This is a genomic window from Nitrospira sp. ND1, from assembly GCF_900170025.1.
Taxonomy (GTDB): Bacteria; Nitrospirota; Nitrospiria; order Nitrospirales; family Nitrospiraceae; genus Nitrospira_A.
In genome coordinates, this window is sequence record NZ_FWEX01000006.1 from 354,056 (window position 1) to 375,573 (window position 21,518).

19 protein-coding genes and 2 CRISPR repeat arrays are annotated in these 21,518 nt (G+C 58.6%); of the genes, 9 read left to right on the top strand and 10 right to left on the bottom strand.

Translation table 11 applies throughout. From position 1 onward, the window contains the following. Window positions 1–134: 134 nt before the first annotated feature. Both NSND_RS06185 and NSND_RS06190 read right to left on the bottom strand, forming a co-directional pair. The gene (locus NSND_RS06185) at window positions 135–800 is read right to left on the bottom strand and encodes a glycosyltransferase (protein WP_080878164.1); all 666 of its coding nucleotides are present in this window, start codon (window positions 798–800) and stop codon (window positions 135–137) included. 366 nt (window positions 801–1,166) lie between these two features. Beyond that, window positions 1,167–2,201, bottom strand: coding sequence for a Tim44 domain-containing protein (locus tag NSND_RS06190; protein ID WP_143833433.1), 1,035 nt, complete (start codon window positions 2,199–2,201; stop codon window positions 1,167–1,169). Between the two features lie 203 nt (window positions 2,202–2,404). On the opposite strand from NSND_RS06190, the gene NSND_RS21190 reads away from it, so the two are divergent. The 3 genes from NSND_RS21190 to NSND_RS21815 all read left to right on the top strand — a co-directional run bounded on the left by NSND_RS21190 (window position 2,405) and on the right by NSND_RS21815 (window position 4,175). Beyond that, a complete protein-coding gene (locus tag NSND_RS21190) occupies window positions 2,405–2,554 on the top strand; it encodes a hypothetical protein (RefSeq protein ID WP_159450657.1) in 150 nt (49 codons plus the stop codon). 266 nt (window positions 2,555–2,820) lie between these two features. Beyond that, window positions 2,821–4,026, top strand: a complete 1,206-nt coding sequence (locus NSND_RS06195; RefSeq protein ID WP_080878166.1) for a type II toxin-antitoxin system HipA family toxin — start codon at window positions 2,821–2,823, stop codon at window positions 4,024–4,026. Next, window positions 3,975–4,175, top strand: a complete 201-nt coding sequence (locus tag NSND_RS21815) for a helix-turn-helix transcriptional regulator (RefSeq protein ID WP_080880824.1) — start codon at window positions 3,975–3,977, stop codon at window positions 4,173–4,175. The genes NSND_RS06195 and NSND_RS21815 overlap by 52 nt, the downstream gene beginning before the upstream one ends. Before the next feature lie 57 nt (window positions 4,176–4,232). Beyond that, window positions 4,233–4,765: a CRISPR direct-repeat array (repeat unit 37 nt; unit sequence GTTTCAATCCTCGCCCGTCACTAAGGACGGGCGCTAC). A gap of 66 nt (window positions 4,766–4,831) precedes the next feature. Here NSND_RS21815 and NSND_RS06205 read toward each other — a convergent pair. The 8 genes from NSND_RS06205 to NSND_RS06240 all read right to left on the bottom strand — a co-directional run bounded on the left by NSND_RS06205 (window position 4,832) and on the right by NSND_RS06240 (window position 15,803). Then, window positions 4,832–5,988, bottom strand: a protein-coding gene (locus NSND_RS06205; RefSeq protein ID WP_143833434.1) for an IS3 family transposase whose coding sequence is annotated in 2 segments (ribosomal slippage) — window positions 4,832–5,715 and window positions 5,715–5,988 — 1,158 coding nt in all. Because the reading frame shifts where the segments join, the coding sequence is not laid out codon by codon here. Between the two features lie 65 nt (window positions 5,989–6,053). Further along, window positions 6,054–7,808: direct repeats of the CRISPR family, unit length 37 nt; unit sequence GTTTCAATCCTCGCCCGTCACTAAGGACGGGCGCTAC. Between the two features lie 178 nt (window positions 7,809–7,986). Then, window positions 7,987–8,277, bottom strand: a complete 291-nt coding sequence (gene cas2, locus NSND_RS06210) for a CRISPR-associated endonuclease Cas2 (protein ID WP_080878167.1) — start codon at window positions 8,275–8,277, stop codon at window positions 7,987–7,989. 8 nt (window positions 8,278–8,285) lie between these two features. Then, window positions 8,286–9,317 (bottom strand): type I-C CRISPR-associated endonuclease Cas1c, encoded by a 1,032-nt coding sequence (gene cas1c / locus NSND_RS06215; RefSeq protein WP_080878168.1) that lies wholly within the window; start codon window positions 9,315–9,317, stop codon window positions 8,286–8,288. 7 nt (window positions 9,318–9,324) lie between these two features. Beyond that, entirely contained in the window at window positions 9,325–9,963 is a 639-nt protein-coding gene (cas4, locus tag NSND_RS06220) for a CRISPR-associated protein Cas4 (RefSeq protein WP_080878169.1), read from the bottom strand. A gap of 8 nt (window positions 9,964–9,971) precedes the next feature. Continuing rightward, entirely contained in the window at window positions 9,972–10,967 is a 996-nt protein-coding gene (gene cas7c, locus NSND_RS06225; protein WP_080878170.1) for a type I-C CRISPR-associated protein Cas7/Csd2, read from the bottom strand. A gap of 11 nt (window positions 10,968–10,978) precedes the next feature. Further along, window positions 10,979–12,709, bottom strand: a complete 1,731-nt coding sequence (gene cas8c / locus NSND_RS06230; RefSeq protein WP_080878171.1) for a type I-C CRISPR-associated protein Cas8c/Csd1 — start codon at window positions 12,707–12,709, stop codon at window positions 10,979–10,981. Between the two features lie 2 nt (window positions 12,710–12,711). Continuing rightward, window positions 12,712–13,482 (bottom strand): type I-C CRISPR-associated protein Cas5c, encoded by a 771-nt coding sequence (gene cas5c, locus NSND_RS06235; RefSeq protein ID WP_080878172.1) that lies wholly within the window; start codon window positions 13,480–13,482, stop codon window positions 12,712–12,714. 8 nt (window positions 13,483–13,490) lie between these two features. Then, entirely contained in the window at window positions 13,491–15,803 is a 2,313-nt protein-coding gene (locus NSND_RS06240) for a CRISPR-associated helicase/endonuclease Cas3 (RefSeq protein ID WP_080878173.1), read from the bottom strand. Window positions 15,804–16,497: 694 nt separating this feature from the next. On the opposite strand from NSND_RS06240, the gene NSND_RS06245 reads away from it, so the two are divergent. The 6 genes from NSND_RS06245 (at window position 16,498) to NSND_RS06270 (ending at window position 21,352) form a co-directional block, all read left to right on the top strand. After that, window positions 16,498–17,409: a caspase family protein gene (locus tag NSND_RS06245; RefSeq protein ID WP_080878174.1), complete on the top strand. Its 912-nt coding sequence runs from the start codon at window positions 16,498–16,500 to the stop codon at window positions 17,407–17,409. 28 nt (window positions 17,410–17,437) lie between these two features. Continuing rightward, complete coding sequence (locus NSND_RS06250) at window positions 17,438–17,956, top strand: hypothetical protein (protein ID WP_080878175.1); 519 nt, start codon at window positions 17,438–17,440, stop codon at window positions 17,954–17,956. A 613-nt stretch (window positions 17,957–18,569) separates the two neighbouring features. Further along, entirely contained in the window at window positions 18,570–18,809 is a 240-nt protein-coding gene (locus tag NSND_RS06255; RefSeq protein WP_080878176.1) for a hypothetical protein, read from the top strand. Between the two features lie 120 nt (window positions 18,810–18,929). Further along, window positions 18,930–19,400 carry a hypothetical protein gene (locus tag NSND_RS06260; RefSeq protein ID WP_080878177.1) on the top strand — a complete coding sequence of 157 codons (471 nt, stop codon included), beginning with the start codon at window positions 18,930–18,932 and terminating at the stop codon, window positions 19,398–19,400. A 177-nt stretch (window positions 19,401–19,577) separates the two neighbouring features. Further along, window positions 19,578–20,507, top strand: a complete 930-nt coding sequence (gene folB / locus NSND_RS06265; RefSeq protein ID WP_080878178.1) for a dihydroneopterin aldolase — start codon at window positions 19,578–19,580, stop codon at window positions 20,505–20,507. Next, a complete protein-coding gene (locus NSND_RS06270; protein WP_080878179.1) occupies window positions 20,504–21,352 on the top strand; it encodes a PHP domain-containing protein in 849 nt (282 codons plus the stop codon). The genes folB and NSND_RS06270 overlap by 4 nt, the downstream gene beginning before the upstream one ends. Window positions 21,353–21,518 lie beyond the last annotated feature (166 nt).

Sequence of the window (21,518 nt, forward strand, 5' to 3'; positions counted from 1 at the left end):
GATTCGATCAGCGAGAAGGTAGTGAAAGAGGAGACACTCGGACAAGCACGCACGCGCACCTGGATGCTGGGACCAGGAACTCAGATGGTGCCCGACGACCGGAGGAAGTTCAGCCGCTCATCGGCTCGTCGTCATCAGTATGGGGAAGCTGCGATAGAGCGCTCGTGGGTGGTGTTGGCCTTCGCGCTCGTGACAACACGCAAGTGAGGCGCGACGCGTTCGGGGAGACCCATCCCGATCGTACTCCATTCGTAGACCGTCTCGTGCGCGCGCGCGATCTTTTCCACGGCCTGCGGCTCGTTCTTCCACCGCAGCATGTCCAAGCAGGGAATGACCGCTTGCCAATTCAAGTCAGGCACCTGTTTGAGTTGCTCCGCGCATGTCGCGATCAAGGCCAACTCCTTAAATTCACGATAGACCTTGATCACTTCGGGGGCGTCCAGAGCATCGTACACGGTCGAGACGATCGGAATCGGGCTACGACGCATCAGCGGCAAACAAGACAATCCTGAGTGAAGATGGATGATGTCGAAGGACGGCAGCGTGGCGAACGCTTTCTCCAATGCCAGCATGGCCAATGCCTCCGCGAGATGGCGTTTCGGCGCAGGATAGGATCGCATGGAAAGCGGAGCGACGGGGATCAGCTCACCGGCTGTTCTGCTGTCCCCACTGGCAAAGACCATCACTTCATGTCCCAGCCGGGTCAATTGCTTCGTCAAATGGAAGATCATCCTGCCCTGCGGGTCCTGACTCTCGGATGACACCTGTTCCAGAAACGGGCTGATGTGAGCAATCCGCATGGTCTTTTTCCCTTTGTCCGGTCCAGCGTGAGACGTGCCCTTCAGGCTCGCGTCCAGCAGCGCAGACGAGCTGTCGACGGGGCAGCAACGGTCGCCGTGACGAATGTATGGTTTGAGGGAGCAGTGCAGGCAGCCGAATCAGCCGCCGCTCTACGTTTCAAAGAGAAGGTACAACGGCAATCATGAAAATTCGGCGAAGAGGGGGTGAAGTCATCATGAAGTGATCTCACGATGCCGGAGACGTGGAGGTCGTGCGATCGCACAAGCAAGCGTACTGCCGAAAACAAAACGGGGACAGCCACTCGCGTGACCGCCCCCGTATCCAACCAGCTCACACTGTCCCCATCGGGACCGCTCGGCAGGGTCTTACGCGACCTGCTGAATCGCGGACAACAACCACTTGCCGTGTTGATATCGCATAAAGGTCCAGACCTCCGTCGTCTCGATCGGCTTCTCTGCACTCCCCTCGATGAGATACCCGGCATCGCCCGGTGCCTTCGACAGGGACACGGTATAGTCCCGGGCGCTCCAATGCAGGCTCACCGTCGCATACTGCACCGTATTTTCAACCCACGACTCCCGAACTTCGGCTTGGAGCAGCACCACATCCTCCACACGGTTCGCCTGATCCTGACTGGTCAGTTCGGCCAATCCGGTACTGAAATACTCCAGCATCTCCGGCGTCACCAGCCGACGCAATGCGGACAGATCCTGCTTCCCCCAGGCGGTTTGGATGTCGGTCAACGATTGCTGAAAGGCCGCCTTGTCGGCTGAGGTGATCTCGCTATCGATTGTGGCGGTTCGGAGTGTCGACACGGACGAATCGTCCAAGAGCGAGCCACTCACCGCACTGCTCCGCGTGATGCCTGAGAAATCAGGCGCCACCGCAGGCTTACGCGATCGTAGATAGAAAAACAGGGCCCCGGCGCCCATGAGCATCAACAAAATAAGCATTCCGCTGGGACCGGAAGCCCCGGCCTGACCGGTTTCCCCGACCTGTTCACCCGCTTCGTTCGTTCGCGCGCTGCTGTCGGTCGCCCCGAACAGCATATGACCGATCCATGATCCGGCCAGACCGCCGGCGATACCCGCCAACAGAGGATTGCGCTGAATCCATGACGGCTGCGCAGCAGGCGTCGGCCTGGCCGTCGAGGCCGGACCGCTGGCGACGGAAGGCGGCGGGCTCGTGGCCTGCCTGGCGGTCGTAGATTGTTCGATCGGCTTCGCGCCGTTGTCTTGATAGGTGCGCGAACCACGGCTGCCCATGCTGCCGGATGAACCACTGCTGCGCCCACTGGAGAACCCTCCCCCCGATCCCCCCCGCGCCTTCGCAAAGGAAATCGTCGGCACGCCGACGAGAGACAACACAAGACATGCAGCCATCAATTTAGTTGTATTCAAGCGATACGTCCTTTCTATTGAACGTCAAGATCAGGCTGGAACCAGAAGTTATCCTAACAGCAATGCCGGAAGAAAACCTACATTTCCTCCTCGACGCCAGACGCATCGCATCACAACCGGCTTCCTTGTAAGATAGCCTCTCACCTTCGTTCGGTTCTGTCGTCCCCGGAAACAGACCGGGCCTCCCGTTGAAAGGAGTCATCGTGAAACAGGGTTATCGTTTGATCGTGGTGGATAAAGACGGTGTGTTGGTGTCGGAATTCCAACTGACGGAACAGGCCTTGGCCGCGCCGGAGGCGTTCGTCGCAGCACTCAGAGAATCGGTCGAGGCCATCGAAGAGGCGGAGCCGTAAGAGCTGAAGCAGCGTGATCATCTGACGATACAAACCTCGATCATTCTCTCGCCCTTATACATCCCTCCCCCATCCGGCCTGTGCCCCGTTGCTATTCCCCACTCGCGCGGGAAAAACCTCGAACACCAGCCGGATGGTGCGTCCGCCTCGCTGGACCGGGGGCCATGGTAAACTATAATTTCCTCGATCATTTACAGCGCCTAATGCGGTTTACTATGATTTACCAGATTGATTCGAGTGCAGATTCTGGTAAACTTTGACTTACCATGGCAAACCTTCTCTGGGGCAATGTCTATTATCAGGATCGCTTCGCCGGCGTGCTGCGCCAGGAACCGGGCGAACGGATGTCCTTTACCTACGATGAGCACTATCTGGCCGGGCGCCACCCCTCCATAGCCCATACGCTGCCCTTGAGGACGGACACTATTGTCAGCCAGTCCGGACTGCCGCCATTTTTTGACAATCTGGTGGCCGAGGGCTGGCTCGAGGAAGCGCAGACGCGACTGCTGGGAAAGCGTCGGGTCTCGCGCTTCGAACTGCTGCTGGCCTTCGGCCAGGATTGCGCGGGCGCTGTCTCCGTCATCGATCCCGATCCGGAACACCGGGACGCTGCCCGCCCGGACGATCCGATGGATCTCGCCGTCCTGTCGGGGAGAGCGTCGCTCTCCGGCATTCAGCCCAAACTGGCTCTGGTCCGACGGGACGGACAATTCCGTCCCGCGCGAACGGATGAACTCAGCACCCACATCGCCAAATTTCCCTCGCCGCGGCACGGCGATCTGACGGCCAACGAATATCTGACCACGCAGGCGTTGCAAGCGTTTCTGCCCGGTGACGAGATTGTCGATCTGCGCATGGGCCACGTTGCCGGATTCGAAGAGCCGACCTTGATCATCACGCGCTTCGACCGGACCAACGGCGGACAACGCATTCATTTCGAGGAATTCAATCAGCTGCTCGGGAATCCTTCCCACGCCAAATATGAAGGCAGCCACAAAAGCATGGCGGATTTCATCCGGCAGACGCCCGGTTGCCTGCCGGCCGAGGTGTACCGGCTCTACCTGCGCATTCTTGCCGGCATTCTCCTTGGGAATACCGATATGCACCTGAAAAATTTCGCCATGTTTCACACCGAGGCGGGACTGCGCCTCACACCTGCCTATGACGCAGTATCGGCGACGTTATACGGGTACAACACCATCGCGTTATCGATAGGCGGCAGCGCCCACATTCCCATCAGCGAGGTCAAGGCGCGAACGCTCATCCGTTTGGGTGAAGAGTTCGGATTATCGAAGCCGGCCATGGCCATGGCCGCCGGGCATCTAGAAAAGCGGCGGGAAGCGGCCAGGAACGCGATTGCTGAAAGCACCACCGGCACCCCGGAATTGCGGGATGCCATCATCACCTTCATGGAAAAACGATGGAACGGAACCTTCGCCTTGATTGGCCACGCCTTGTCGAAGAAGCCGTAAAGCGGCGCAAGGAACAGAAGTTGACGCAAAAGACATTGGCCGTCCTCGCGGGCGTCAGCGGGCCGACCGTGAATGCGTTCGAGCAGCAACGAACGAGCATCACGCTGGAATCGGCATTGAAGATTTTCAGATGTCTCGGAATGGCCTAGCCCGTAGGTAGCATCGTGGGATCACGGGTACTCGCGCGGGGAACATGCGAATGGTGTTCTTTGAGTAGCGCCCGTCACTAAGGACGGGCGCTACAACGCTCCAAGTCGGGCGCTGTGGTGTCTTGTGTGTTTCAATCCTCGCCCGTCACTAAGGACGGGCGCTACCAGCGAGTGTACGGAAACACATCGAAGTTCCCGGGTTTCAATCCTCGCCCGTCACTAAGGACGGGCGCTACGGCGGGAGTAGCTTCTTGTGCGCGTAGCTCTTTTGTTTCAATCCTCGCCCGTCACTAAGGACGGGCGCTACATTGCAAGGCTCGGCGTGGTGTCCAGGTCGGTGGTTTCAATCCTCGCCCGTCACTAAGGACGGGCGCTACGGTTTACCCATGGTTTCCTCTCTCGGATTTCTAAGTTTCAATCCTCGCCCGTCACTAAGGACGGGCGCTACGCAGGCCCATCGTGAAGCCGTGGCCCACTTCATAGTTTCAATCCTCGCCCGTCACTAAGGACGGGCGCTACGGGATTCCAGCGACGGCCTCATCGTCTGGCTCATGTTTCAATCCTCGCCCGTCACTAAGGACGGGCGCTACGGGACGTGCTCTTTCTCTGTCACGCCAAGCCGAAAGTGACCTTCCCCCAGTTTCATGGACACCAGGTTACGCGACTGCGGCCCTCGCTTCGTACTCGGCCGGGGAGTCATAGCCGAGGGTCGAGTGCCGACGCGTCCGATTGTAGAACACCTCGATGTATTCGAAGATGTCCTGTTTCGCTTCCGCTCGTGTGGCATAGTGCCGATGGTACACGAGTTCCCGCTTCAATGTTCCGAAGAAGCTCTCGACACAGGCGTTGTCCCAGCAATTGCCGGTGCGGCTCATGCTGGCCGTGATGCCATACGTGGTGAGCAACTGCTGGTAGGCCCCTGCCGCATATTGCCCCCCGCGATCGGAGTGATGCAGGAGTCCTGCTGAGGGCTGCCGCGTGGCGAGCGCCATGCGGAGGGCCTGTTCGGTTAACTCTCCGGTCAAGCGCGGGCCCATCGCCCAGCCGATGACGGCACGCGAGTACAGATCCAGCAGCACGGCCAGATACAGCCAGCCCTCCAGCGTCCAGACGTAGGTGATATCGCCCGCCCAGACCTGGTTGGGCTGGGGCACCCTGAACTGGCGGTCAAGCGTGTTTGCCGCCACGGGCAAGCCGTGCGACGAGTACGTCGTGGCCCGCCACTTCTTCACGGTCTTGGCCCGGAGGCCATCGTGGCGCATCAGCCGCGCCACGCGATGCTCTCCCACCTGGTGGCCCTGCTTGCGGAGCGCCCGCCAGATGCTCGGACTGCCGTAGGTCTGGCGACTGTCCTGATGGAGCACGCGGATGGTGACCAGGAGGGTCCGATTGGCGGCGGCCCGCCGACTCTCGGGACGTCCGCGCCACGCATAATACCCCGCAGGGGAAACCGCCAGTGCTCGGCACATGAGGCGGATCGGATAGCGACGGTCGTGTTCCTGAATGACTCGGTATCTCATCGCGACTCCTTCGCGAAGAACGCCGCCGCACGCTTTAAAAAATCCCGCTCCTGCTTCAGCACGGCATTTTCACGCCGCAGCTGGGCCAGTTCCGCCTGCTCGACCTGTAAAGATTGTCGGGTCTGTCCACGCTCTTCTGCCTGCTGCTGCTCCGCTCGCCATCGGTAGAGGAGATGATCGGCAATCCCCAGATCCCGCGCCACCTGGGCGACGGGATGCCCTGACTCCCGGACTAACCGCACGGCTTCTTCCTTGAACGTCTCCGTATACGACCGTCGTGTCTTCGTGCTCATCCTGTCCTCCGATTTCCTCATTCTCCCACGTATGGAAGTGTCTGTGAAATCGGGGGAAGGTCAAAGTTTCAATCCTCGCCCGTCACTAAGGACGGGCGCTACATCAACAATGATCCGATCAGCCGAGGAATCTAAGTTTCAATCCTCGCCCGTCACTAAGGACGGGCGCTACCTGTGGAGTCGCGGGCACCAGTGGGTTTCCGCCTTGTTTCAATCCTCGCCCGTCACTAAGGACGGGCGCTACTTGAGCGACATAAGAGCCAGCGCAGCGCGAGCCCGTTTCAATCCTCGCCCGTCACTAAGGACGGGCGCTACGGGCGCACGCTTGTCCAGGGGCAAACGCTTGTCGGTTTCAATCCTCGCCCGTCACTAAGGACGGGCGCTACGGCAGGGAGTAACAACTAATGAGCCTCTCAGCCAGTTTCAATCCTCGCCCGTCACTAAGGACGGGCGCTACGATAGTTGGTGTAGAACTTAATGGCTTCCGACTTGTTTCAATCCTCGCCCGTCACTAAGGACGGGCGCTACGGCAGAACCACCGGGCAAAGGGCTTATTGTCATCGTTTCAATCCTCGCCCGTCACTAAGGACGGGCGCTACCGTTTCGCCACAGCGGTGGGGCGTCCTGCCCCTGTGGTTTCAATCCTCGCCCGTCACTAAGGACGGGCGCTACGCCCGATGAGTTGGCAGAATTTCTTTCGCTGTACTGGTTTCAATCCTCGCCCGTCACTAAGGACGGGCGCTACTGCGAGGCGTTGATGCATTACTGCCGGTTCTCCGTGTTTCAATCCTCGCCCGTCACTAAGGACGGGCGCTACGGCCGCAGGGGCCACAATCAACCGTGTCACGCTGGTTTCAATCCTCGCCCGTCACTAAGGACGGGCGCTACTGCACGTCGCCATTCTTGGTCATGGGCTTGATCCAGTTTCAATCCTCGCCCGTCACTAAGGACGGGCGCTACGGCCTCGGCGCGACGTAGTACATCATATAGAAATAGTTTCAATCCTCGCCCGTCACTAAGGACGGGCGCTACTACAAGCTGCACGGTGAGTTGCCACGCTATGACGTTTCAATCCTCGCCCGTCACTAAGGACGGGCGCTACGCTCAAAGCGGATGTGATGCGAGTGGGCGGACAGGTTTCAATCCTCGCCCGTCACTAAGGACGGGCGCTACGCCGTCACCACCGGCCAGGGTGCGCGGTTTCCTTCGTTTCAATCCTCGCCCGCCCCGAAGGACGGGCGCTACCTCATGCGCTTGGAGCGCCGCATCGGCGCGATGCCGTTTCAATCCTCGCCCGCCCCGAAGGACGGGCGCTACGGGAGGGTTTAGGTTTGGGAAGGTGAGAATCTGGGGTTTCAATCCTCGCCCGCCCCGAAGGACGGGCGCTACGATGAGCGGCGTAACTTGTCCTGATCGATAAACGGTTTCAATCCTCGCCCGCCCCGAAGGACGGGCGCTACTGGAAAGCCGCATCCGCCGGAGCCGATTATGAAGAGTTTCAATCCTCGCCCGCCCCGAAGGACGGGCGCTACTGAAGACTGAGGGGGATCTTCTCGCGCTGTGTAAGTTTCAATCCTCGCCCGCCCCGAAGGACGGGCGCTACTTAGAACGAAGGAGAAACGAAAATGTATAAGCCAGTTTCAATCCTCGCCCGCCCCGAAGGACGGGCGCTACGCGTCTACGATGGTCACGAATTGCCAACTATTATTGTTTCAATCCTCGCCCGCCCCGAAGGACGGGCGCTACGGTGAGTTGCTGCACCAATCGAGTCAACTTATCAACGGTTTCAATCCTCGCCCGCCCCGAAGGACGGGCGCTACCGCGTGAACAAAAACCCATGATTTCCCGAGAGGTTTGCCTGCGGTCGGCGCGAACCTACCGGAATCACCTGGGGGCGGCGACAATGGTTGGGTGTCACCTGATGAAATCTCCTTTCAATTCGCGCTCTTCTCGTCTGCGCGATCCCAGGCCCTATTTGGCAGCGCTTCTGGTTCGCGTTTACAAAACCAATGGTTCGTCAAAATCGACTGACGTGTCCACACCAAACACCTGTACATACTTTTCTTTGGGCTCTACCAATCGATACACCCGCAAACTGTCTTCCTTCTCATCAATGATCTCGACAAGGCGCCGGACAAGTTCTTCAAATTGCATCTCAGTGACCGCGCATTCGAACACCGATTTCTGTACGCGTTGCCCGAAATCCTGGCAGGCTTGCGCGATCTTGCGTAAGCGCCGCCGCCCTCCTGTTGATTCCGTTGCCACGTCATACGCGATCAAGACATTCATGCACCCTCCTACCGGTACAAAAACGGCGGATAGGCCTCCAGATCTCCGCGCAACACGCGGGCCAGTAACCGTGCTTGCACGTGTGGAATCAAACCTAACGGCATCTTTTGATCCAAGACTGGGTGGGTAATCTCTTCCTGCTTACGTTTTTGATAGGCGACGATGACCTCTTTGCGGGCAGCATCTTCCAGATGCACCGCCCCACCCGGCCGCGCATGAAACTGATTGGCGGCCACCTGTTTCCGGTTGATCAACGTGAGTGCGAGCCGATCGGCAAAGACACTCCGCAACTCTTCCATGAGGTCCAGCGCCAAGGCTGCTCGGCCTGGACGCAACGCATGCAGAAATCCCATCTGTGGATCAAGGCCGACGCCTTCCAGCGCTGCGACGCAATCGTTCATCAACAAGGCATAGAGAAACGACAAGAGTGCATTCACCGGATCGGTCGGAGGCCGCCGGTTTCGACCATTCAGCGTAAACGTTGCGCGGTCTTCACGGACCATACGGTCGAACGTGGCGAAGTATTTTCTCGCGGCCTCGCCTTCCAAACCTCTCAGGTAGTCCAGGTCCTCCGCGAGCGGCACGCGACCCAATACGTTTGCCAGGGACTCTGCTGTCTGCCGCAACGTCTCGCCATCGCCTGGGTCGTCGGTATCTCGCGCAGCACGCAAAACGATCTGACGGCTATTCTGAATTTTCCCACCCACTACATGCCGAGCGATTGTCAGGGTTTTGTCGGCATTGCCGATGGCTGCATGTTGTGCGCAACGCAATAACACGTTGCCCGAGATCGGCCCTTCAACGCGCGCTTGAAAGCGTCCATTCCGATCGAGAAACACCACGAATCGGCCATCTTGGGCGCAGCGCGCCAGCGCCGCCGGACTCACCAGCACGTCGCCAAAACAGACGATGCCACCCAGGTGATGGATCGGCACTTGCAGCTTCGTTTCCCGCTCGACCTCGACCCGGAGCGTGTCGTGATCGAGCCGGAGATAGGCCCCTTCGGTCGTGAGATAGAGGGTATTGAGTAATTGGTGCATAGGAGGCTCAGCTCGGTTCCGATATGACAAACAGCGTACGGACCAACGCTGCAGCTCGCTGCTGCTCGCCGATGACCGACGGCATACAGGTCTCATTCAATGAACAGTGTTCACAACGTTGATCATTCACCGGAGAGGGAAGAATCTTGTCGCCCAACATCGCGCGAATCGCCGTCACGACCTCTTCCACCCGAATTCGCAATGCCGGCGTAAAGATCACTTCACGTCGCCTTCTAGATTTGTGATGAAAGATGGCGCCACGCGGAACATCGCTGCTCAGCATTTCTTCCAGACACAGCGCTTGAGCGCAGAGCTGCAAATCATCATTCTCGTATCGCCGGTTCGACCCAGATTTGTATTCGACGGGATAGGGGGTCTCTCCATGAAACTCGACTACATCAGCTTTTCCAATCAAACCTAGTCGCTTGGAACAGAGCGGTAAGGCTCGCTCAACTCGTACGCCTTCCTCCCAACCGCTCTCATCCTCTCGATCTGTTCGTTCGTGAAGATCGTGACCGCGCATGGTGTACACGTTTTCAGAGTACGTCTGCTCCACATGAATCAACGCACATCTCCGAGGGCAGTAGGCGTAGTGATTCAGCGCGGAAATAGGAATCAACTCCCGATCAGCATCATCCTGCGGCATCGTTTGGCCTACGACAGCTTGATAAGCGTACCCTTGCTGTCATCCCACACCCACAACTCCACGCCTTTCGGTAGATTGGCCACATTCGTTGTTACCGTATAATGCGCGAACTTGCGGGGGCTTCCGATCTTGTCTTCTTTCATTGCCGATTCATTGCGCTTCACGTCGATGACGCGGCCGACGTCCAACAACGCTTGTGCAGGCGCACAGCCGAGCATGGCTTGACGCTTACGCTGTTCCGCATTGCTGTCGGTGCCCACATGTTTAAACACAAACAACCCCCGGCGGGACATCATGCCTTTAGATGCGGAGCGGTCGTGATCCCACATGCCTGCCAATGCCTCCCACAGATGAGTGAGGTCGTCTTCTGAAAATAGCGTTCCTTGGGCAAGATTGGCGGATACGAACCCTTTGGCAACATAGAGACCATAGGGAATCAGCGCCTTACGGCCCATGGTGCGGAGCTTGTCTTCTTCTTGTTCGTTTTCCCATTTCTGGTAGTCCGCAACCGACGTGGCACCGGATACTTTTTCCGCAACAGCCATGCGGGTAATTGAAACATCCATCGGCAGAATTGGATCAACTGAACGTGAAAACGCCACCTGCACCGGGCCTCGCACTTGTCCGGCGTTGGGACCGGTGGACATAACCGCGCCAAAGGTCCGCACATCGAAAAACTGTTGGCACATCCAATCTCGAGCTTTTCCAACTTGTGTTCTGTTTCCACCACCAGCAGGGGAACCGCCCGTTGCTTCATGCGCCGCAGTAATCGGCTTATTTAGGTTGGATGAATGCTCGACAAAAATAGCATTGGGTGCCTGATTGCCAAACGCGGCCTGTATGTAATTGCGCACCCGCCGCTTGATGGCCACATCTGAAACCAGCCCGTGCATGTCTTCCGCGTCAATGCGTGGGCTGTTGCCGGCATCTGGGTCGCCGTTCGGATTGCCGTTTTCGCAATCGAAGAGATACAAAAATTCGTAACGGTTTTTAATAGCGCTCATTGGTTTTCTCCTTATACGGTTTCGTTGGTTTTCTTGCTTGATCGCAGTGCGGCAAGTTGCTGGTAGTAACCGAGGGCAAATAACCCCTGACCGTTGAGGTCAAGAATGCGTGGTGCGCCGTCGCCCAAGTGACCCATCACATCGGCGATCTGATTTTCGTACCACCAAGCCAAGCCGCCTTCGAGCTTGCCCAAGTGGTTACGCGCATTGCTGGTCAAGCGGCCGAGAATCAGTCCCGGAGTCTGGCTAGCGGCAGCGTAGTAGCGTTGCACTACGCCTGCGCCCACGTCGCCCAGTGCGGCGCGTTGTAAATTTGAAAATACTGCCAGTAACCGCCCGCAGTGGTAGGCTGGTTCTGGATGATTGGGGTTAAGATACGCAGTCATGGTGTGATCACCTCCAGATTTAAGTCGAACAAAATAGGCTTTGATAAGCCCCATGCAGGCGTGGTTGAACGGAGGCTGGTCTTTATCGACCAGATTGGAACGGAACCTCGCTAGCGCCTGCACCATTAACGGTTGCGGGATGGGTAGACGCTGCACTGCCACCTTCCATAGCGTAGCGCTGGTAGGCGCGGGCAAGTCCTTCAGTTCGCGCACCAATGCTCCACACACTGCCATGAACTTGGGATCATGAGCTTGCCCTTTGCCGTCGCGGGCGACAATGGCGAGATCGGCAAACCATGCTTCGACATTACGCACCAAATCCTCGAAAGGTCCTTCCATCCAGTCGCGCACCATCACTCGCCCTGATGCACCCGAGAGCACCAGTGCGTAGTAATGGTTGTTGCCCAAATCAACGCGTTCGCCTTTGCGGATGGATTCAAGCAGACGACGCGCAGCCCCCAGTGCAGCCGCCTCCGTCTGTTCCTTCGACTCGAAACCGCTCACCCATTCCAGAGGATCGTCTTGTGGGACAACCTGTTCCTTGAACCAGTGAACGACCAACGCGTTGGCGAGCTTGCGGGAGTGGCTGCGAATCAAGTCGTTGAGGCCATCCACATATTTCTGAGCAGCTTCGGCGCTCATGGCGGCGTTGGCCGATTGATCTAAACCGAAAGAACCAAACGCAGCTTTATCGAAACCCACCATCACATCGCCCATGCTCAAGCCACCAACGCCAGATAGCCCTGTAATCTTAGGATGGGTTGGCAAAGCTTGAGTTGCATTACCCGTGAGGAAACAGACCATGTCGCCCTCGTCAGAAGACCTAGAATTTGGCTGGCCTTCTTCCATATCCTTCTTTCGCCATTCGCGCCACCAAGCCTGAACAGTTTTTTCCTCACGCGGATCGACACCATCCACCCGCCAGCCCAGCCAATCGGCAGGCTTGGCTTTGTGCTGAGTCAGAGCTTCACGAAGTTTCGCGAGCAGACCATCATCTTCCAACGCACTTACAACCGGAATGAGCGTGGGAATCGAGCCTGAAGCCTTGCGGAGCAGATCAACAAAGAATCGGTGTTTGTTCTTGGTGTTGACAATCTTTTCGGCCTCTTCATTGCTCTTGAACAGAAGCGCCACCGTTTGCACCGTTTCCACGAGAAAATGGGATTTACCGCCCGCATTTGTGCCTGGCATTTCCGTGCAACGAGGTTGCATCACCCCACGTTTGCCATCGCCCAGCGGCAACACATTCAGAAACCGTCCGTCAGCGGCCAGTTCGACGCACCAGCGCACTTCACGGGTCCTGAAGCCGGGTTCAGAATCAAGCCTGTTTCCATAATTCATCAGTGCTTGCAGCATGGCTATTGCCTCCCCGGCTTTTTCACCACCGAGCTGTCGAACGGCGGAACTTCCAGTACGCCGTTGCGGATGTGGGCATCAAACAGAGTGATGAACGGTTTGTCGGTATCCTTAACCGTGTCCTTTCGCAGGTCAAACACGTCGTAGAGCATAAAACCCAGATGCTGATCCATGGCAGCGCGTGACTGGCTTTTGGCATCTGACGATTCCACATACTCAAAGAACGCGGGGAATTCTCGACAGCCGAAATAGGGTTGCTGAAAGCATTTGCCCTGCTTAGCGCGACGCTCGAAACAGGCGTTGAACTTGCCGTAGTCGTGACTGAAGACTGGCTTGGGAACGATCTTCGCCGTGAGTCGGTAACGCACGTTCTTGAGCGCCATAGTTTGACGCTGTGTACGGCCCTTCTGATCGGTACCAAGCTCATCCTTGCCGCCGTCCGCCCAGATGGGTTCGGGTTGCTCGCGCCCTTCCATCCACGCCTTGAGCGTACGATCCGCAGGCACTTTGTCCTTTACTTCGTTCCGCCGCAAGGCAATGTAGCGCGGCAGTTCCAGCACCTCGATACGAATTAGCTGCCAGTGGAAATAGGGACGCATAATGCTTTCCCTGCCTTGCCGTTCCCGTAGTCCATCCCAGTAGATGGCGTCGAAGATGCCACGTGCCGCAGAAGGCGTGATGACCGGGTAGGAGAAACGCTCGACCTTCATTTCTGGCCGCGTAAAGCAGGCGAAGTCGCCCCAGACTTCCAATGTGTGTGTGCCGTTAGCCATGTCTCCTCCTATGCAATGAACACCTGTTCGCCTTTGGGTGGATTCAACCCGATGGTATCGTCGTAAAAATCTCCTTCAAGAATGAACCACTCGTCGGAGACGCCACCGCGCCGCAACTTCGCCGGAATTGCCCAGGCGGGTGAGCCGTCATTGGTGCGATAGACACTGACGGCAAGCCCTTGGGCGCGGCGCATCCAGTTGGCGCTGATGCCTTGTCGATCGGCTTCCCTTCGCAATTCCAGGAATTCGTCGTGTCGGCTCACCCATGGCACCAGCACTTGAATGGCATCCTGAACAATGAGGCGGTATACCTTGGCAATCTCCACAAAATCGAGCTCCTGAATCGCTCTTGTAAGATCAGCATTCTGACTGGCTGGATCGTTCAGATTGTAGAGCCGGTGATAATAGGCCCGGAAGACTTCGGGGTCGTTGATATCCAGATTATTGTCGTGCAGCTTGAGCAAGGCTTGTGTGACTTGAGTCGCCTGATAGTAGTTATGCGTGGGAAACCGTTTTCTCCATCCAGCCTCCTCATCCGGTTCAAAGACCACAACCTCGCCAAGACGGCCCTGCTCATTGAGCCTGCCTTCCCGGTTACAGCGTCCTGCCGCTTGTGCAATAGAATCTAATGGCGCCATAGCACGGAAGACGGTGGGGAAATCCACGTCCACTCCTGCTTCAACACATTGGGTGGAAACAAGGCGGCAGGGAAGTCCGGCTGCAAGTTGATCCCTGACCTTATCCATCACCACCCGTCGGTGTTCAGCACACAAGTTGGTTGAGAGATGGAACTCGCTTTCCGTCCCGTCCATCTCATTGAGCAGAGCGAGTGCGTGGCGTTTAAGGTTAACCACCACCAATGCCTGATCCACGTCTCGCAATTCAGCCGCGAGTTGAGTCCAAGTGCGCTTCTCACCAATTTCCGGCCAGCGCACGGCGACACGTTTCAGTGCCGCGAATAGTGCTGGGTGTTCCGGTACGGCCTCGATCGGTTGCCAGCCTTGCACGGCGTGCTTTCTTACGGCCTCGTTCAGAGTATCGAACGCGGGTTGTGTCGCGGTGGCAAAAACTACGGTGGAGCGATAGGCCGCCGACAGGTGAGACAGCGCCGCCAAGGTAGGTACCGCCAAGTGCTGAGGCAGACTCTGCGCCTCGTCGAACAGGATGACCGAGTTCATTAGGTTATGCAGCTTGCGACAACTGGACGGGCGGTTGGAGAAAAGCGACTCCAACAACTGCACGTTGGTGGTCAACACGATTGGCGCATCCCAATTTTCCGCGAGCAAACGGCGCTGACGTTCGCTCGCTCCTTCGGCATCCTGCTGCTCCGCTTCTACCCCCAACCCAGCCAGACTATGGTGTTCCAATACGAAATTATCCTCGGATGCCTTGAATACCGCTCGATAGATACGCGCCGTCTGCTCAATGACAGTCAAGAAAGGGACAGCCAGAACGATCCTCTTCAGTCCATGCTTCTTCGCGTGTTCCAGCGCGAACTTGAGCATCGCCAGCGTCTTGCCTGAACCGGTCGGCGCGGTCAACGTGAACACGCCACGCTCCGCCAGGCCTGCATGCATTACTGCACCCCACAAGTTTTCCCGTGCCTTCCGCACCGCAATCTGTGCTTCAGTGACGGCGTGCAACGAGGCCATGTGAGCATCAAGCGCGGCAATTGCTGCACTGGGATCCAGCCTTGGGCCTTCAGGGCGTGGATGCTTCTCCTGTGCGTCACCATCGAAGTGCGACTCGGTGTCGAGAAAGTCCGCATCCACCAGACACGAAAAGAGCAGCCGCACATCAAGCATGGCGGAGACGGCTTGCGCCCACGAGTTAAGAACAAAACTAGATGGTGCGCTGAATTCAATTCCATCCCTGGCGGCAAGAGACTCCAGGCGTTCCAGGTCGGGTTCACTGAGGGCTAACCCTGGTAAAACAGCGGCAGAGAGATTGCCTGGCAGTAACCGCCTTAAGGAATCTTTACTCCCGCGCTGCAAGCCAATGTGATGACCTTCGATAGCTAACGCAGCGGCAACTGCACGGTGCCTCAGAGCCAACGATGCACCCTGTGACCAATGGTCCAACCCCTTATCTTTGCCGTGCAACCGTGCCTGAAAGCGTTCGCCATATTTCCCAAGATCGTGCAATAAACCAGCGAGTGCCGCTTCTTCAGCACCGCTCTGTCCTTGCAGGAATTCTTTTGCGATCTTCGAGACGCTGGTGAGATGCTCCGCTAACTTATGCCATTTCCCATATCCGTTCGCGCTGTGTGCGAAGTACTGGCGTGGTTGGGACTCAGCGTCTGTGTGATAATCAAGCTTCATTGATATATTGTTGCGCTATCCGCGCCTGTTCATTCCGGTCCATGTTGTCCTCCGAATGCCGCGCACTGTACCAAGAATCGACAACGCCGTCCCGCGAGAAATACGCCGTTTCGAACCAGGTAAATGCCTAGGGCACTTCATCTCGTGGAGCGTCTCTCGTCTTGAAGACACATGCTCAATTGACCATTCCCGGGAGACCCGAACGATGCGGCACAAGAAACGTGGCCTGGCTTCTCCGCTCTTGCTATCGGCCATATGCCATACGCCATGTGCTCTGCGCATTCGCCCGACCCTACCACCGTGGTGTGACATCCGGGGTCACAGTTTGTGGCGACATCGTTTTTTTCTTACGACACGACTTTCCCATCCCCGACGCGGTTGAAATACCACCATTCGCCCCTTGCTCTCCGTTGACAGATTTCGCCGTAACCCGCATATTCATGACGGTTCGTCACGAAATCGCTGAGGCGCGTCGCGAGACCGGCGCGCGGAGTCCGGAGGCCCCGACGCGTACTCGTGCAGTACGTGGAGGGTCCGAGGGGCGAGCCCGCCGGCCGAAGGCGTGTCGCAGCAGCGGATCGGCGGTTACAGTAGAAGCGCTCATGAATGATGTGGGTTGTGGATTACCGTACCGCCATATTTTTCACTTCGTCCTATTCATTCTGACCGCTTCCCGCCGACCAAGGAGGTACGTATGGTAAAGACCACGTCGTCATCCAGCAGCAAACCGAAGGGACTGTCCCTGCACATCGGCCTGAACGCCGTGAGCCCCGCCGCATACGGTGGCTGGAGCGGCGACCTGGCGGCCTGTGAGTTCGATGCCAAGGATATGGCGGCGATCGCCGCCTCGCGCGGCATGAAATCCACCGTCCTGCTGACCAAAAAGGGAACACGCGCCAAGACACTGGCGGCCATGCGCAAGGCCGCCAAGGCACTGCGGAAAGGCGATTTCTTTTTTCTGACCTATTCAGGCCACGGCGGACAGGTCCCCGACGTCACGGGTGAAGAAGCGGACAAGCAGGACGAAACCTGGTGCCTGTATGACGGCCAGCTGATCGACGATGAGTTGTACTTCGAATTGAGCCGCTTCGCGGCGGGCGTGCGCATTCTGGTGTTCTCCGACAGCTGCCATAGCGGCACCGTCACCCGCAACCGGCCGCCCCAGGTCGATCCTGCCGCACCGGTCAGGCGCTCGAGAATGATGCCGATCTCCGTCGGCCTCCGCACCTATCGCGAGCACCAGCAGTTCTACGACAGCTTGCAGAAGAACGTCGCGAAAGCGGCCGGCAAGGTCTCTGCGGCAGACCCGGATAGCGTGCTCGCCCAATTGGCCGTGAGCCCGCGTTTGACCGCGATCGCGAAAGATTTCAAAGCATCCGTCATCCTCATCTCGGGATGCCAGGATAACCAGACCTCCATGGACGGAGAGCAGAACGGAGCGTTCACCGAACAGTTGCTGAAGGTCTGGAACCATGGGAACTACAGCGGGAACTACGCCCAGTTCCACGCGGCCATCAGGGCGGAATTGCCGGCGAGCCAGACACCGAATCTCTTTACGCTCGGAGCGGCCGCCCGTTTTGTGCGCCAGCGCCCTTTCACGGTGTGACGACAACGACCGACAGGAGGGGAGGGTCATGAAGATGAAGCGGCTTGTCTGCATGGGAGTGATGGTCATGGCGCTGGTCATGTCCGACACCATTGAAGCGGCAGACCTGACCGGCGCCTGGAAAGGTCTGCTCAGCAGTGCCGACGGCAGTCAGGCCGAAGTGCAAATCGACTTCAGTCCGCAGGGCTTTCCCCTCTACTCCTACACCAACAACAAGGGGCTGACGCGGCAGGTGGAGTTGTCGCACGTCGGTCAAACGGTAGAATACGTTCCGCCGGGAGGCGGCGTACAACGGATGGTCGTGGAGCGTGTCGAGAAGGGGCAAGGGCGATTGTCGGTCGGGATCGTCGGCTCCTTCGAGCGGGCGAGTCAGGGCTATCTGGATCAGCGACAGGAAGCGGCGCTGTTCGAATATGCCCTCGTCCCCGGGGGCCTGAAGATGCGGGTCACCACCAGTTCGACATCCCACTTCGGCGACAAGGATCTGATGGTGGGAGGCGATCCGGACGCCGTTGTCGCGGAGGGGGTCCTGCAGAAGTTGCGTTGAGGCGGAAAGCACGAGGGGTGCACCGGAGCAGAGTCAACCTGACTGCCTTACCGGAAGGGCGCCGAATACCATGCCCTTCCGGTCACACAGGTGAGGGTCGCCATCGTCGGGCGGCGGTGACGCACGCACGAAATTGAATCAGCGGCCCTTCTTCGCGCTTTTTTCCGCGCGTTTCTCCATCAGCGTCTTCGCCGGCTTCTTCTTGGTCGACTTTTTCTGCTGCATGCCCTTCGCCATACGTCACCTCCCGTGGTAAATGAATAAGTAGCAGGATGCGAAAAAAATCCGCCAGCGGCGTTCACACACGCGACGCGCGTTATTCCCCGCGTCGTGAACCTCAGCAGCTCACCGTACGGCCACGGGACAAGAGCCTGTCTTGACAGGCTCGGGGTGGGCGGGTACGAATGAACGATTCGCCTCTTCGCTTGCGGCGGCCTTGCCGGACGGCCTTTTTGCGCATCCTGCGGGTTACTGCCATACCGACACGGCGCAGGAGTGGATCGTCTCGTATTGCGCAACAATCGAGTTTTTCCGCAGCCTGCTAGTACCCTGTCGATGTCGATGCTCCACGTTCATACACGCAATCCGGGCAAAATGGAATAGGTGCAATCCCATGGCAGACCCATCTCACGTGTCTTTCTCCGACTCGCTCACCTTAGCGCGACGCACCGCCTTCTATGAGCGGCATAAACCCATCGCGGTGGTGATGATCCTCCTCGTCTTCCTCCTCCCGTTCTTCGGGGTCTTTGTGCGCGGGGTGATCGGCGCGGCGGCGGGCGTGATCGTTTCGGTCTTGTGTTATTACCTCACGCCTTACCTGGTGCTCAAACTTAACGGAGAGACAAACCGATAAGCACGCCCGGGCACAACGACCGGGACGGCTGCAGAAATTCTGTCTTTGCTGTTGCGATCAGCCAACCTGCCATACAATGCCTGCTGTACGTGAGCTGGTTCACGACAGGAGGGATCTGGAATGTTTCTGCCCGCGCGATTGTTCGGTTCGAAAAACCGTCGCACTCCCCTGCAACTGACTCCACGGCGGCTCACCGGGCAATCCGTGGACGAACAGATCCGGCGCCTGCAGTCGGCATGGGGCGATGTCCTCTCGCTGCCGATGTGTCTCGGCGCTCTGGCCCTCTATGAATGGTGGCGATGGTTGTTCTCCATCCCCTCGAATCCCCTGCTCCTCACCATCGTGGCCGCGGTCGCCATTCATGCCACCTGGCGGCGCCGCGCTGTGTATAAAGCCGAATTGAAACTGCTGCGCCTTGGTCGCGGCGATGAACCGACCCTCGCGCAAGCCGCAGAGTTGCTGCGATTGACCGCCGCTCGCCTTCTGCAGCACATCGCGAACATCCGTATCCCCTCAACGATCCTGTCCTCGGTGCGCCGTGCGCTCTCGCCGGCGAATGGACTCGCCAAACGTCTCGCCGCCCGCCTCTAGCCCGGATTATTCATGAGTTCCGTCGCGAGGCGTTCGAGACGGAAGCCCGCCGAGGCTTTTCTCGTTCGGCCTCCTCGGAGGTACGTTTGACGTTTCACGCTTCACGCTCATCCTGCCCGGCAGGGGTCCGCCCCACCTTGCTTGACAGCCCGAAAGCCCATCCACGACAATGCCGCCATGGCACCGCGCATCATCATCGAACGTCTGGAGTGTTACGGCCGCTGTGGCGTCACGGAAGCGGAACGCGGCACACCGCAGTTGATCGCCATCGATGTGGAGTTGGAAGCGGCGGTCGACGCCGCCGGCCTCTCGGATCGCCTCGATGAGACGATCGATTATGCCCGGGTCGCGGAACGCCTCGTGGCGCTCAGCGGTTCGTTGACCTGCCGCCTCCTGGAAACCCTCGCGGAACAGCTGGTCGGGATGCTCTTCGCAGAATTCCCGGTCGACCGGGTGCAGCTTTGGATCCGAAAACTCCATGCGCCGTTGGCGATGGTCGCCGGCTCAGTCGGTGTTCGTGTGGACCGGACTCGCACCGCGCAGCAGGCAGGACCGAGCCCCGCGCCGTTTCTGACGCAGCAGCTTGGGCGCCTCCCCAAAGGCCGGGTCCTGGATGTCGCGGCAGGCCGAGGACGCCATGCCCTGCATCTGCTGTCCCACGGCATGCAAGTCGAAGCCATCGATCGAGACGCTCTCGCACTGACGGCGCTGAAAGAGGCCGCCGAGGAGCGGCAGCTCTCAGGCCTGACAACGCGGGTGCTGGATTTGGAAGAGAAGCCCGACCATCCCCCCGACCTGGGCCGGGACTGTTATGATGCCATCGTCGTCTTTTTTTACCTGCATCGTCCCCTCTTCCCCGTGCTGATGGACGCGCTGAAACCGAACGGCATCTTGATCTACGAAACCTTCAGCATCGAGAATTACTTCCGTCACCAACATCCGCGCCGATGGGAATTCTGTCTGGCGCAGAACGAACTACTCCGATTGACCGCCCCGCTTCGCGTGCTCCATTACGACGAGGGCGAACATGACGGGGGCCATGGCAGCGGGCCATGCTACACCGCGCGCTTGGTCGCGCAGAAAGCGGGGCCTGAACTACCACGATGAGTCGCATCGACCTTCACCTCCATACCACCCATTCGGACGGCAGCTTTTCCACCCGCGACGTAATGGCCTTTGCCAAGCAGGCCGGCGTAACCGCGCTCGCGATCACCGACCACGACATTGTCGAGGGGATTGCGGAAGCCACGGCCATCGGGGCCGAACTCGGCATCGAAGTCGTCCCCGGCGTCGAAATCAGCTCGCGCCTCGGCGAGAGCGAACTCCATATCCTCGGCTATTTTCTGAACTGGACCGATCCGCTCCTGGCCCAACGTCTCAGCACCTTGCGGGACAGCCGCCACACACGCAATCCGAAGATCGTCCAACGCCTCAACGAGCTGGGCATCCCGATTACCTATGAAGAAGTGCGGGCCCTGGCCGGTACCGAATCGGTGGGCCGCCCCCACATCGCCCGGCTGTTGATGGAGAAGAAATTCGTCACATCGGCCAAGGAAGCCTTCGACCGCTATCTGGCCAACGGCCGCCCGGCCTTTGTCGATCGTGAGTTGCCGGAACCGGCCGAGGCGGTGCGATGGATTCGTGAGGCCGGCGGCGTACCGGTGCTGGCGCATCCGACCTGGGTGAGAACATCCGCAGACGGCTTGCGCACCCTGGTCCGCGACCTGAAAGCCGCCGGACTGGGAGGCATCGAAGTGCACTACAGCACTCACACACCCAGCCAGACCACCGAATACCTTGAGCTGGCCAAGCAGTGCGACCTCCTCGTCACCGGAGGAAGCGATTTCCACGGTGTCACCAAGCCGGATATCGAGGTCGGCATCGGCCGGGGTCAGTTGAAGGTGTCCGAGAAACTGCTCGATCCGCTCAGAAAAGCCGCAACCTCGAACTGATCTTCAGGCAAGTAGCCCGACGATCACCGCATCGCCCTCTCCGGGACCAATCCCTCCCCTGTCTCTAGCCCGGACTATTCATGAACACCCGCTCCGTCGTCCGATCCTCTCGCCCGGCGGGGCTGTTCTCGCTCGGCCTCCTCGACGGACTGCAAGTACGCCTGCG